10 protein-coding genes are annotated in these 12,331 nt (G+C 71.5%); 5 read left to right on the top strand and 5 right to left on the bottom strand.

All coding sequences use genetic code 11. The annotated features are described in order from the left end of the window. Positions 1-5 precede the first annotated feature (5 nt). The 3 genes from AC0L6F_RS14145 to AC0L6F_RS14135 form a co-directional block, all read right to left on the bottom strand. On the bottom strand, positions 6-788 hold the full coding sequence (locus tag AC0L6F_RS14145) for an LLM class F420-dependent oxidoreductase (protein WP_473538379.1): 783 nt from the start codon (positions 786-788) through the stop codon (positions 6-8). Positions 789-1,000: 212 nt separating this feature from the next. Beyond that, complete coding sequence (locus AC0L6F_RS14140) at positions 1,001-1,945, bottom strand: permease prefix domain 1-containing protein (protein WP_473538378.1); 945 nt, start codon at positions 1,943-1,945, stop codon at positions 1,001-1,003. Position 1,946: 1 nt separating this feature from the next. Continuing rightward, positions 1,947-2,282, bottom strand: a complete 336-nt coding sequence (locus tag AC0L6F_RS14135; RefSeq protein ID WP_259611347.1) for a PadR family transcriptional regulator — start codon at positions 2,280-2,282, stop codon at positions 1,947-1,949. A 145-nt stretch (positions 2,283-2,427) separates the two neighbouring features. Between AC0L6F_RS14135 and AC0L6F_RS14130 the strand changes: the two genes are divergently transcribed. Next, entirely contained in the window at positions 2,428-3,417 is a 990-nt protein-coding gene (locus AC0L6F_RS14130; RefSeq protein WP_473538377.1) for an o-succinylbenzoate synthase, read from the top strand. Positions 3,418-3,744: 327 nt separating this feature from the next. Here AC0L6F_RS14130 and AC0L6F_RS14125 read toward each other — a convergent pair whose 3' ends face one another. Continuing rightward, positions 3,745-4,380 carry a TetR/AcrR family transcriptional regulator gene (locus AC0L6F_RS14125; protein ID WP_473538376.1) on the bottom strand — a complete coding sequence of 212 codons (636 nt, stop codon included), beginning with the start codon at positions 4,378-4,380 and terminating at the stop codon, positions 3,745-3,747. A 156-nt stretch (positions 4,381-4,536) separates the two neighbouring features. Between AC0L6F_RS14125 and AC0L6F_RS14120 the strand changes: the two genes are divergently transcribed. From AC0L6F_RS14120 to AC0L6F_RS14110, 3 genes are read left to right on the top strand one after another with little or no spacing between them, the layout of a single operon-like run. Continuing rightward, the gene (locus AC0L6F_RS14120) at positions 4,537-7,410 is read left to right on the top strand and encodes an MMPL family transporter (RefSeq protein WP_473538375.1); all 2,874 of its coding nucleotides are present in this window, start codon (positions 4,537-4,539) and stop codon (positions 7,408-7,410) included. Continuing rightward, positions 7,407-9,521: a YhgE/Pip family protein gene (locus AC0L6F_RS14115; RefSeq protein ID WP_473538374.1), complete on the top strand. Its 2,115-nt coding sequence runs from the start codon at positions 7,407-7,409 to the stop codon at positions 9,519-9,521. The genes AC0L6F_RS14120 and AC0L6F_RS14115 overlap by 4 nt, the downstream gene beginning before the upstream one ends. Before the next feature lie 60 nt (positions 9,522-9,581). Next, positions 9,582-10,766: a DUF4232 domain-containing protein gene (locus AC0L6F_RS14110; RefSeq protein ID WP_473538373.1), complete on the top strand. Its 1,185-nt coding sequence runs from the start codon at positions 9,582-9,584 to the stop codon at positions 10,764-10,766. Here the strand turns inward: AC0L6F_RS14110 and AC0L6F_RS14105 are convergent. Then, entirely contained in the window at positions 10,729-10,947 is a 219-nt protein-coding gene (locus AC0L6F_RS14105) for a hypothetical protein (RefSeq protein ID WP_473538372.1), read from the bottom strand. The genes AC0L6F_RS14110 and AC0L6F_RS14105 overlap by 38 nt on opposite strands. A gap of 119 nt (positions 10,948-11,066) precedes the next feature. Here AC0L6F_RS14105 and AC0L6F_RS14100 point away from each other — a divergent pair, with 119 nt between their 5' ends. Continuing rightward, positions 11,067-12,032, top strand: coding sequence for a GlxA family transcriptional regulator (locus tag AC0L6F_RS14100; protein WP_473538371.1), 966 nt, complete (start codon positions 11,067-11,069; stop codon positions 12,030-12,032). Positions 12,033-12,331 lie beyond the last annotated feature (299 nt).

Below are 12,331 nucleotides of genomic sequence, written 5' to 3'. Positions count from 1 at the left end.
GGCCGTCAGGAGTTGCGCGCGTCGCGCCAGGCAAGCCACTTCCGGACGAGCGGATAGTCGAAGTCCGGCCCCTGCAGCGCGAGGGTGAACAGGCGCACGCCGGCGTCGTACAGCTGGTCGGCGGTCCGCTGGTCGCGGCTGTGCAGCTCGTTCGACATGACGATGCCCGACGTGTCGCGGCCCTCTTCGGCGCCCCAGCGCTCGATGACCGACACCTTGTGCGCGAGCTCGTCGGCCGGCACGAAGCTGTGCCAGATGTCGGCGTGGCGGGCCACCAGGCGCAGCGTCTTCTGCTCGCCCTTCCCGCCGATCATGACCGGGATGCGGCGGGTCGGCGCCGGGTTCAATTTGGTCCAGCGCGCCTCGATGCGGCGCAGCCCCTCGGCGAGCGCGTCGAGCCGCGTGCCGGGGGTGCCGAACTCGTACCCGTACTCGTCGTAGTCGCGCTCGAACCAGCCGGCGCCGGTGCCGAAGATGAACCGGCCGCCGGAGATATGGTCGAGCGTGCGGGCCATGTCGGCCTGCAGATCGGGGTTGCGGTAGCTGTTGCAGTTGACCAGGGTGCCGAACTCGACCCGCGAGGTCTGCTCGGCCCAGGCCCCGAGCATCGTCCAGGCCTCGAAGTGGGTGCCGTCGGGGTCGCCGTACAGCGGGAAGAAGTGGTCCCAGTTGAAGAGGATGTCCACCCCCTCGTCTTCCAGGCGGCGCACGGCGTCATGCAGGTCGGAGTACTGGACGAGCTGGGGCCGCAGCTGGACGCCGAGGCGCACGGGCGTGTCGAGGAGCATGGCTCCCAGCCTATGGCGCGGCTTCCGGGTCAGCGCCGCGCGCCCCGGCCCCGGGGTCTGCCGAAATCGTACGATCTGGCCGACTGCACATGAAACCTGGCCCAGGATGATGTTCACTCGACCGGATCGTACGATTTCGACGCGGTCGCGGGCGTCAGCGGGGCGCGGGGCGCCGGGCGGGGGCGGACGCCGGGCGGCGCGCCGGGCGGGGGTCAGCGCCGCGCACGACGCGCCTTCAGGAACGTGTCGAGGATGTCCCACAGCGCGATCACGCCGATGACGAACCACGCGACGATCGTCACGACGCGATGCGCACCCGCGGCGCCGTCGGCACCGCCGACCGCCTCGAAGAAGCCCGGGTTGAGCAGATGCCCGTTGTTGTAGACCAGCGTGCCGACCGCCGCCAGCACGAGCACCGCGTTGACCACCGCGTCCCGCGCCGTCCAGCGGCCGTGCAGGTGCACCATGATGACGAGAACGGCGTTGCACGCCATGATCGCGAACAGGATGAGGATGGCGATCGGCCAGAGTTCGGCATCCAGCAGCGACACCCGGTGTCCGGGCACGAAGCCGAGCCACAGGTCCCACAGCATCGCGCCGGCCAGCGCCAGCAGCATCACGATCGACGCGACCATGTCGGCGAACGTCGCCCCGCTCTGCTTCGGCTCGGGCAGCCTCTCCGGCGTCCAGGGTCCGGCATCCATCGTCTCGTGGCCGGTGCGCTCGAGGATGACGAAGATGAGCGTCGTCCAGAACGCCACGTGCAGGATCGACGTGAGCACGGCCACGACCGTGGTGCCGATGATGCCGCCGGCGGGTGCCTCCGCGAGCACCTGTCCCAGTGCCACGCCGAACGCCGTGCACACCGGAACGATCCACAGCAGCACCTTCATCAGGCGCCACCAGTCGAGGTAGTAGCGCGGTCCGATCAGGTGCAGCTGACGGCCGGTGTAGCCGGCGGCGAGCACCTCCGGATCACCGAGTTCGGTGAGCACGGCGGCCTCGGCCGAAGCCGGAGCGTCGCCGGCCTCGATGCGCGCGTCGATCTGGTCGGCGATCGATGCGTGCAGCTCGGCGGACAGGTCGCTGCGCTGGGGCTGCGGCACGGTGCGCATCGCGGCGTCGACATAGCGTTCGGTGAGAGTGGCGGCATCCATGTCAATCCTCCTGGGGGAGCGAGGCGATCGCGTCGGCGATCGCGCGGAAGTCTGCGGTCAGGGTGGCGGCCAGGGCGGTGCCGGTCGCGCTGGTGCGGTAGAACTTGCGGGGACGCGACTCGTCCGTATTCCACTCGCTGGTCAGATACCCCTGCTTCTCGAGCCGCCGCAGGAGGGGGTAGAGCGTGTTGGCGTCGGTCGGGAACCCGCGTCTGCTGAGCTCTTCGAGCAGCCCGTACCCGTACCCGGGCGTGACGAGCAGCCGGAGGCAGGCGAGCACGATCGTGCCGCGCCGCAGCTCCTGGAGGTGCGTGTCAAGGATCTCGTTGTCGCCCACGCCTCACACTTTACTGTGTATCACACACTATTGTCCAGCCCACGCCCTTCGAGATCGTACGATTTGGCCGAGTGCACATGAAACCTGGCCGAAATTGATGTTCACTCGGCCGGATCGTACGATTTCGCGGGCCCCAGGGCGGAGGATGGATGCTGTGAGCCAGCCGTCTCTGTCTGAACTGCGCGCCACCGCGCGCGTGGTCGCCCTCCCGATGGCCGCCCGATTCCGCGGGGTGAGCGTGCGCGAAGCGCTCCTGTTCGAGGGGCCGGAGGGCTGGGCCGAGTTCTCCCCCTTCGTAGAGTACGAGGATGCCGAAGCCAGCACCTGGCTCGCCGCCGCCATCGACTTCGCCTATGCCGCGCAGCCGGCACCGGTCCGCGAGGCCGTCCCGGTCAACGCCACGGTGCCCGCGGTCGACGCTGCCGACGTCCCCGGCATCCTCGCCCGCTATGACCGCTGCCGGACCGCGAAGGTCAAGGTCGCCGAGCGGGGTCAGACCCTCGCCCAGGACGTCGCCCGCGTCCACGCCGTGCGCACGGCGATGGGGCCGGAGGGCCGCGTGCGCATCGACGCGAACGGCGGCTGGAACGTCGACGAGGCCGAACGCGCGATCCACGCCCTGGCAGACGCCGACCTGGAATACGTCGAACAGCCGTGCGCGAGCGTGGACGAACTCGCCGAGCTGCGCCGCCGGATCGTGCGCTGGGACATCCCCATCGCCGCCGACGAGAGCGTGCGCAAGGCCGAGGACCCGCTCGCCGTCGCCCGTGCCGGCGCCGCCGACATCCTCATCATCAAGGCGCAGCCGCTGGGCGGCGTGCGCCGCGCCCTCGAGATCGTCGCCGCGGCCGGACTGCCCGCGGTGGTCTCCAGCGCCCTGGACACCTCGGTCGGGCTCGCGATGGGCACCACGCTGGCCGCCGCGCTCCCCGACCTCGCCCACGACTGCGGACTGGGCACGGCCTCGCTGTTCACGACGGATGTCGCGGCTCGACCGCTGCGCCCGGTCGACGGCCTGCTGCCGGTCGGACGCGTCGCGCCCGACCCGCGGCTGCTCGACGAGCTCGCGGTATCCCCCGAACGCATCGCGTGGTGGCTCGCGCGGCTCGAACGCTGCCACACCCTGCTCGCCTGACTTTCGCCGCGCTGCTGGCCGACTGACTCCGCGCCGGCTCTGCGCCGGGCTGCCGCCCACGCCGCGCGCTACCCAGCTCGGGGCCGGACGCGCCCGCACCCCTCCACGAGATCGGGACTATGCACGATCTCGAGCCGAAATACGTGCACGAACCCGATCTCGCGGCGCCGGGCGCCCGCCGGCGCGCCGCCCCGGGCGCGCCCCGCCACGCCACGCCACGCCACGAGATCGGGACAATGCACGATCTCGAGCCGAAATACGTGCACGAACCCGATCTCGCGGCGCCGGGCGCCCGCCCGCCCCGCCCGCCGGCGCCCCGCCCCGCCGTCAGTCCGCGAAGCCCTCGACCACGGCGGCCACCAGCGCCTGCGTTCGGCTGTGCATCCGCGTCCCGGTGGCGGCGTCGTCCAGCTCGTCGATGACCGCGTTGACCAGGGTGCTCTCCCAGACCTCGAGCATGATCCGGGCGAAGTCGGCCGCGGTCAGCCGCAGCCGCAGCCCGTACGCGGCGATGAGGTCGTCGGCCATCCCGGCGACGCGCTGCACCATCCCCTCGGACCACTCCCGATACGACGCGGCCATCCGCGCGTCGCGCATCGCCCGCGCCCGGATCTCGCTCATCAGCAGCACGCCCTGCCGCGAGTCCAGCGACACGTCCACCAGCTGGCGCACGATCTCTTCGGGCCGCTCGGCCGGCGGCGCCTGGCCGGTGAACTCGCGCACCCGGTCGGTGACCGCCGTGAGCTTGCGCTCCGACACGGTCTGGGCCAGCTCCATGAACAGCTCGTCCTTGGACTCGAAGTTCGAGTAGAACGCCCCGCGGGTGAACCCCGCACGCTCGCACACCGCCTCGACGGATGCCGCATCCAGGCCGACGTCGGCGAACACGTCGAAGGCGGCGTCCAGCAGCCGCGCCCGGGTGTTCTCGCGGCTGCGGGTGGCCGTCGTCGGTGCGTCGCTCACGTTCTCTCCCCTGCCGCGGCATCCCGCCGCGCATTCACAACCGGCATCCAGTTTCACCTTTGCCGACCGGGCTACGATACACAACTGTATCCGATACACTTCTGTATTGGATACAGCGACGTATCGACATCGTCCGCTCCTCGATCCGGAGGCATCGTGTCCACACTCCTCGCCGCGCTCGGGCGCTGGTCGTATCGTCACCCGTGGCGGGTGCTCGTCTCCTGGCTGCTCCTGCTGGGGCTGGCCGGCGGCGGCGTGGCGCTGTTCGCACAGGGCACCGACAACACGTTCTCCATCCCCGGCACCGAGTCGCAGGCCGGACTCGAGCAGCTCAGCCGCACGTTCCCGCAGGTGTCCGGCACCAGCGCCCAGGCGATCGTGGTCGCGCCGAAGGGCGACCGGGTCGACGCGGCCCCGTTCACCGACGACATCCACGCCACGATCGACGAGCTCGAGAAGCTGCCCGGCGTGCTCGCGGTGAGCGATCCGTTCTCGGACCAGATCGACGGCCTCGTCTCGGAGGACGCCACGGCCGCCATCATCCAGATGCAGTTCGACGGCCAGGTCACCGACATCAGTGCGGCGACCAAGGCCGATCTCGAACAGGTCACGGACCACCTGCAGGCGGAGCTTCCGGCCGGCTCGCAGGTCGCCCTGGGCGGCGATCTGTTCGCCACCACGCTCCCGGCCCTCTCGCTGATCGAAGCGGTCGGCCTGGTGATCGCCCTGCTGGTGCTGATCGTCACGTTCCGCTCGTTCCTGGTGGCCGGGATGCCGCTGCTGACCGCACTGCTCGGAGTGGGCCTGTCGATGGCCCTGATCTTTGTGTCCACCGCGTTCTCGACGATCTCGTCGACCACGCCGCTGCTGGCCCTGATGCTGGGCCTGGCCGTCGGCATCGACTATGCGCTGTTCATCATCTCCCGCCACCAGGACCAGGTGAGAGGGGGGATGGATGCCGAGGAGTCCGCGGCGCGCGCGACCGGCACCGCCGGCTCGGCCGTCGTGTTCGCCGGCGTCACGGTGCTGATCGCGCTGATCGGACTCGCGTTCGCGAACATCCCGTTCCTGACCACGATGGGCATCGCCGCCGCCGTCGCCGTCGCGATCGCCGTGATGGTCTCACTCACGTTGACCCCGGCGTTCCTCGGCTTCGCAAAGGGCCGCGTGTTCGGCTGGAAGCGCCGAGGCCGCGCGCAGCGCGACACCCGGGTCCCTGAGCGAGGCCGCGCGCAGCGCGACCGAGACGAAGGGCCGGCCCCCGACGCGGCCCCCGCGGCCGGCGACCCTTCTCGCTCCGCTCGCTCCCGGACCTCCTTCGCCGCCCGCTGGGTCGGTCTGGTCACCCGGCATCCGATCGTCACCACCGTCGCCGTCGTGGCCGCCCTCGGCGGTCTCGCCATCCCCGCCACCAGCCTCGCCCTGGCGCTGCCCAACGCCGGGATGCTCCCCGCGACCAGCGAGGCGCGCCAGTCGTACGATCTGGTCGGCGAGCACTTCGGCCCCGGATTCAACGGTCCGCTGATCATGACCGGCACGATAGTGACCTCGAACGACCCGCTCACCCTGATGCAGGACATCGGCAAGGACGTCGAGAAGCTGCCGGGCGTGAAGACGGTGGCGCTGGCCACTCCGAACGCCACCGCCGACACGGGCATCGTCCAGATCATCCCCACCACCGCACCCGACGACCCGGCGACCGCCGATCTGGTCCGCGAGCTGCGCGCCCAGCACGACCGCATCCTGGACCAGTACGGCGTCGACATGAAGGTCACCGGATTCACCGCCGTCGCGATCGACATCTCCGACCGGCTCGGCGGCGCACTGCTGCCGTTCGGGATCTTCGTGGTCGGCCTGTCGCTGATCCTGCTGACGATCGTGTTCCGCTCGATCTGGGTGCCGTTGAAGGCCGCCGCCGGCTACCTGCTGTCGGTTGCGGCTGCCTTCGGCGTGGTCTCGCTCGTGTTCATCCACGGCGTCGGCGCCGAGCTGCTGAACGTGACGAAGGTGGGCCCGATCATCAGCTTCATGCCGATCGTGCTGATGGGCGTGCTGTTCGGTCTGGCCATGGACTACGAGGTGTTCCTGGTCTCGCGGATGCGCGAGGACTACGTCCACGGCCGGCGCCGCCGCGACGGACGCGTCGACCGCCAGGTGGCCACGGATGCCGTCCGCAGCGGCTTCACCGCGTCCGCCCGCGTGGTCACCGCCGCCGCCGTCATCATGTTCGCGGTGTTCGCCGCGTTCATCCCCGAGGGCGATTCGAGCCTCAAGCCCATCGCCCTGGGGCTGGCGGCCGGCATCGCCATCGACGCGTTCCTCGTGCGGATGACGCTGGTGCCGGCCGTGATGGCGCTGCTCGGCGCGAAGGCATGGTGGATGCCGCGCTGGCTCGATCGGATCCTCCCCCGCTTCGATATCGAAGGCGAGGCGGTCGAGCGCGAGATCTCCCTGGCCGAATGGCCCGAGCCGCACACCACCGCGGCGATCGTCGCCGAGGACATCGAACTGGCCGCCCACGACGGCGTCACGCTCTACCAGGACATCTCGGTCCGCGTCGAAGCCGGCGGATCGCTGCTGCTGACCGGGGTCGACCCGCGCGCGACCCGCGCCCTCGCCCTCACGATCGCCGGCCGGGTGGGCCCGACCGGCGGACGCCTCAAGGTCGACGGGCACCTCCTGCCCGAGCGCGCCGTCTGGGTGCGCGCCCACGCCGGGGTCGCCCTGCTCGGCGGCAGCGCCGACCCGGCGGCGGACGTGCGCCGGGCCCTGCGCCGCCGGACCCGCCTGCTCGTCGTCGACGGGCTGGATGCCGCGGCGACACCGGGCGGGCGCGATCAGGTGACCACAGCCCTGCGGGATGCGGCATCCGTCACCCCCGGCCTCGTGATCGTGGCCACCGCCGACGACGCCACTCGCGCCCGCAGCCTCCTCGCCGAGGCCGGACGCCCGGACGTGGACGTCGTCGATCTCACTCCCCCGCGGCGCACCGCCGCTCTTCCCCTCTCTGCCTCCGAGGTGACCGCATGAGACTGCCCATCGAACGCGCCCGCTCCCGCCGCCCCGTCACGTGGCTGACCCTGCTGGGCGTCCTGCTGCTGCCGGTGCTCATCGGCGGGGTGCTGGTGGCCGCGCTGTACAACCCGACCGAACGCCTCGACGCGATGAGCGCCGCGATCGTGAACAACGACGAGCCGGTCACGGTGGACGGCCAGACGGTGCCGCTGGGCCGGCAGCTCACCGCCGGGCTGGTGAAGGGCTCGGACGACGTGCCCAGCAACCTCGACTGGACGATCTCGAACACCGACGATGCCGAGGCCGGACTCGCCGACGGCACGTATCAGGCCGTCATCACGATCCCCAAGGGGTTCTCGGCCGCCGCCGTCTCGCCCGGGCAGGAGCTGTCCGGCACCGATGGCACGGCGCAGCAGGCGACCATCAAGGTCGAGACCGCGCCGGATGCCCGGGTGATCGACGACGCCATCACCGCGCAGGTGACCCAGGCCGCCTCCTCCGCCCTGGGCTCCACACTCTCGTCCACGACGCTGCAGAACGTGTTCCTGAGCTTCACCACGCTCGGCGACCAGCTGGGCACCGCCGCCGACGGCGCGACGACCTGGGCCGACGGCGCCGGCAAGACCGCGGACGGCGCGCGCAGTCTCGCCGACGGGGTGCGGCAGCTGTCCGGCGGCGCCTCGAGCCTGGCCGACGGCGCGGACGGCATCTCGTCGGGCGTCTCGCAGCTGTCGTCGGGAGCCTCCACCTGGGCCTCCGGCGCGCACGCGGCGGCGACCGGACTGGATCAGTGGTCGAGCGGGGCGCAGAAGCTTGCCGGCAGCACCAGCCAGCTGGCGGGCAACCTGTCGAAGATCGCGGCCGGGCTGTCGCAGGCGCCGCGGCTCCCGCAGGCGCTCGTCGAGGCCACTCACCAGCTCGCCGACAACAGCGCACAGGTCAAGCAGACCGTGACCGACACCGCCGACCAGCTCGACGCGCTCGTCGCCGACTGTGCGGCGCAGGGCGCGTCCGCCGAGTTCTGCGCCAACCTGACCCAGCTCGCGGACGGCGCCGCGAAGGCGCTGCCGCAGGTGACGGCCGTGATCGACAACTCGGGCGCGATCGCGCAGGGTGTGGACGGACTCAGCCGGCTGCCTCAGGTGGCGCAGGGGCTCACGCAGATCTCCGACGGGATGACCCAGGTCGCCGGCGGCATGACCGGACTCGCCGACGGGGCCACGGATGCCTCGACCGGCGTGGACACGCTGGCCGACGGAGCCTCATCCCTGTCGGTCGGTGCCGCACAGGCCGTCGGCGGAGCCTCGACGTGGGCCGACGGCGCGCACACCTGGGCGTCCGGCGCGGCCCAGTCCGCGGACGGCGCCGACACCCTCGCCGGGGGAACAGACAAGCTCGCCGACGGCGCCGACGATCTGTCGGCCGGCCTGCACAAGGCCTCTGACGCCCTGCCGAGCTTCACCGATCAGCAGGCGAAGAGCCTCGCCGCGGTGGTGGCCGACCCCGTCGCGACGCAGGGTGTCGGCGACTCGATGTTCGGCGCATCGGCGATTCCTCTCCTGGCCATGCTCGCGCTGTGGTTCGGCGGGCTGGGCTCGTTCGTGGCGTTGCAGGCAGTATCGCGCCGGGCTCTGACATCCCGCCGCCCCTCGGCGCTGCTCGCGCTGCGCGCGCTCGCTCCGGCGGCGGTCATCGGTGCCGTGCAGGGGCTTCTGGTGGCCGGGATCGTGCAGCTCGCGGCATCCTACGACTGGGGCACCTGGTCGATCTTCGCCGTCGTGTGCGTGGTGGCCGGCGTCGCGTTCGCCGCGGTGAACCAGGCGCTGGTGGCCGTCTTCGGCGGCGCCGGACGGTGGATCGCCGCGCTGATCGGAGCGCTGGCGGTCGCAACCGGGGTCGTCTCGACCGTGCCCGGGGTGCTCGTGGCGATCGCCTCGGTGCTGCCCCCGGCATCCGGGTTGACCGCAGGACTGGCCGCTCTCACCTCGGCCTCGGGACTGGGCGCGGGCATCGCGGGTCTGGCGGTCTGGGCTGTGCTGGCCTTCGCCGCGACCGTGCTGGCGGTCATGCGCCGACGCACGACGTCGGTGAAGGCGCTGCTGACGGAGCTGCCGGCCGCCGCGTAGGTCCGGGCCCGCGGCGAGGCATCTCGTAGACTGACGCGGGCGGACGACGAGGGGGATTCAGTGGCACGCAGGCTGATCGCGGGAGGCGTGCTGGCCGTCCTCTGGCTGCTGTTCGGCCTCGGATCATACTTCCTCCAGTTCGCCGGCGGATCGGCGGCGACGCTTGCCCGGATGATCCCCTCGCCCCTGCGCGGCGGCTTCTTCGGGCTGCCCACCGGGTGGGCCGTCACCGTCTACGGGCTGACGGTGGTGCTCATCGTCCTGGCCTACACCGTCATCGCGACCTGGTTCGCGCGCGGCGGGCGCGTGACGTTCGCCGCCGGATGGCTGGCCGCGGTGCTCACCGGGTTCGTCGTGGGCGGCATGCTCGATCTCGGCGACATCGCGCGCTCGTTGACCATGTCGATCAGCGTGCGCGGGGCCGCCTCGGCCACGGGCGCTGCCGCGCTCACCGTGTTCTGGGCCTTCATCGTCGGCTGGATCCCGGCGCTCACCGTCGCGCAGCGTGCAGACAGTGCTGTCGCTCAGGGTCTGCACAGCGATGGTCGCCCGGGCACCGAGGATCACCCGGCGGACGACGCACGGCGCCGGCCGCCCGCCCTGACCGCCCTCACCGTCATCGCCGCCGTCATCGCCGTGGCGCTGCCGATCGCCGCGCAGTCCGCGCACGCCGCCTCACAGGCCGAGCTGCAGCGCACCCAGGCAGAGGCGCAGGCGCAGGCCGAGGCGAACGCCGATCCGAACGGCGCCGCCCCGAAGGACCCACAGTCCACCGGCATCCCCGTCCCCACCGTCGCGGAGTCCGCCGAACCGGCGGCCGACGGCTCGTGCGCGTTCGATGACTCCACGATGATGGCGCCGCCGTCGGATGCCGCCACCGGCCACCGCGTGCAGCCCCTGCAGCTGGTGAACATCGGCGAGACCGCGTGCACCCTCGAGGGCTACCCCGATGTCGCGTTCGGAGATCAGAACGGGCATCTGCTGCCGGTCACGGTCGTCTACGGCAGTTCGTTCATGGCGACCGATCCCGGCGCCACCCTGATCACCTTGGAGCCCGGCCAGACGGCGCGCGCCGCGCTCGGCTGGGACGCGAACTCGGAGCACGGCCAGCTCGCCGCCCGCACGCTGTGGGCGGCACCGTCCGCGGGAGTGACGCGCACGACGTGGGATGTCGCGCTCGATATCATTCCGGGGACCACCGTGCACATCACGGCCTGGGAGACGGGTACCCCGGCCGCAGGCTGAGGCGAGCTCGACGCGCCGGGTGTCGGCTCCGGCGGCTCGTCGCCCGCGCGGGCCGATCGTCGGCGAGAGCGACCCGTGCCCAGTCCGTGGGAACCGGACGCTCACCGCCGCGGAACAGCTCGACGATCGTCGCCGCGACACCCCACACGGCGAGCACTGCCAGCACGATGATGATGAACATGGCAGAAATGCTATGCTCAGTGCATTCCTGCCAAAAGTGGCAGACTGGTCATAGTTCGGAGGAATCCTGCCAACTTCGCACCGCGGCATCCTGCGCATGGCTCACACGAGGAGGAAGCGATGAAGACGGTCGCCTGCGTGATCGACGACGGATTCGCGCCGTTCGAGTTCGGCGTCGCGTGCGAGGCGTTCGGCCTCGATCGCAGCGACGACGGCGTGCCGAACTTCGATTTCCGCGTGGTCGCCGCCACCCCGGGGGCGGTGCGGTCCAAGCTCGGCTTCTCGGTGAACGTGGAGGAGGATCTCTCGTTCGCCTACGGCGCCGACCTCGTCGTCTTCTGTCCGCTGCCCCGGGACTCCTGGACGCAAATCGACCCGCGCCTGGTGGCGCTGGCCCGCGACGCCGTCGCCCGCGGCGCGTGGACGATGAGCGTGTGCAGCGGGGCGTTCGTGCTCGCGGCGGCCGGAGTCCTGGACGGGCGGCGCGCAACGACGCACTGGATGTACGCCGACGTCCTCGCGGCGATGTACCCGCGGATCGACGTCGACCCCGACGTGCTCTTCGTGCAGGACGGGCGGATCATCACGAGCGCCGGAACGGCGGCGGGGATCGACGCGAGCCTGCACCTGCTGCGCATCGAGCTGGGCGCCGAGTTGGCCAATCGCATCGCGAAGCGGATGGTGGTGGCGCCGCAGCGTGACGGAGGCCAGGCGCAGTACATCGACCGGCCGCTGCCGGCCGCCGGCGGCGATGCCCTGGCTGCCGCCGCGGCGTGGGCCATCGCCAATATGCGGGACGAGCTCTCGGTGGACGAGCTCGCGCGGCGCGCGCACATGTCGCCGCGCACGTTCGCCCGCCGGTTCCGGGCGGAGTTCGGGACCCCGCCGGCGTCGTGGCTCACGCGGCAGCGGGTGATCCAGGCGCAGCGGATGCTGGAGCGCACCGATCTCGGCCTCGAGCAGATCGCCGCCGAGACGGGCTTCGGCTCGGCCGCGGTGCTGCGGCAGAACTTCACGAGAGTGCTCGACACCACGCCGACCGCGTACCGGGCGCGCTTCTCCTGCGCGGAGCCGGTCTCGGCCTGACACCGCTGCACGCGGATTGTTCGCCCGCAGACCCGATGCCGAGCGCTGGAGACAGGTGGCGGCAGCATCCGCGGCATACCATGACGTCCCGGACGGTCGCATGACCTCAGGTCCTACAGGCGACGCCGACGAGCGACGACTCGTCCGCGTTCGGAATGGTGGAGGGTCCTTGCCTAACGACCTCCACGCCGGGCACGACGTGAAGTTCGTGCTGCGTGCGACCGGTACGGGCCCTCTCTCCCTCACTGTCACCGACCCGGACGCCGCCACGCGGCCGGTGACATGGGGACCCGACCCAT

The organism is Microbacterium sp. G2-16M, assembly GCF_055809115.1.
Note: the sequence above shows the minus strand (reverse complement) of the source record. Positions and strands in the feature narration are given on the sequence as shown.

Excerpts from the sequence above, each read along its gene's own strand:
- AC0L6F_RS14115 (WP_473538374.1), top strand. The coding sequence starts at position 7,407 with ATGAGACTGCCCATCGAACGCGCCCGCTCCCGCCGCCCCGTCACGTGG.
- AC0L6F_RS14130 (WP_473538377.1), top strand. The coding sequence starts at position 2,428 with ATGGATGCTGTGAGCCAGCCGTCTCTGTCTGAACTGCGCGCCACCGCG.
- AC0L6F_RS14140 (WP_473538378.1), bottom strand. The coding sequence starts at position 1,945 with ATGGATGCCGCCACTCTCACCGAACGCTATGTCGACGCCGCGATGCGC.
- AC0L6F_RS14100 (WP_473538371.1), top strand. The coding sequence starts at position 11,067 with ATGAAGACGGTCGCCTGCGTGATCGACGACGGATTCGCGCCGTTCGAG.
- AC0L6F_RS14145 (WP_473538379.1), bottom strand. The coding sequence starts at position 788 with ATGCTCCTCGACACGCCCGTGCGCCTCGGCGTCCAGCTGCGGCCCCAG.
- AC0L6F_RS14105 (WP_473538372.1), bottom strand. The coding sequence starts at position 10,947 with ATGTTCATCATCATCGTGCTGGCAGTGCTCGCCGTGTGGGGTGTCGCG.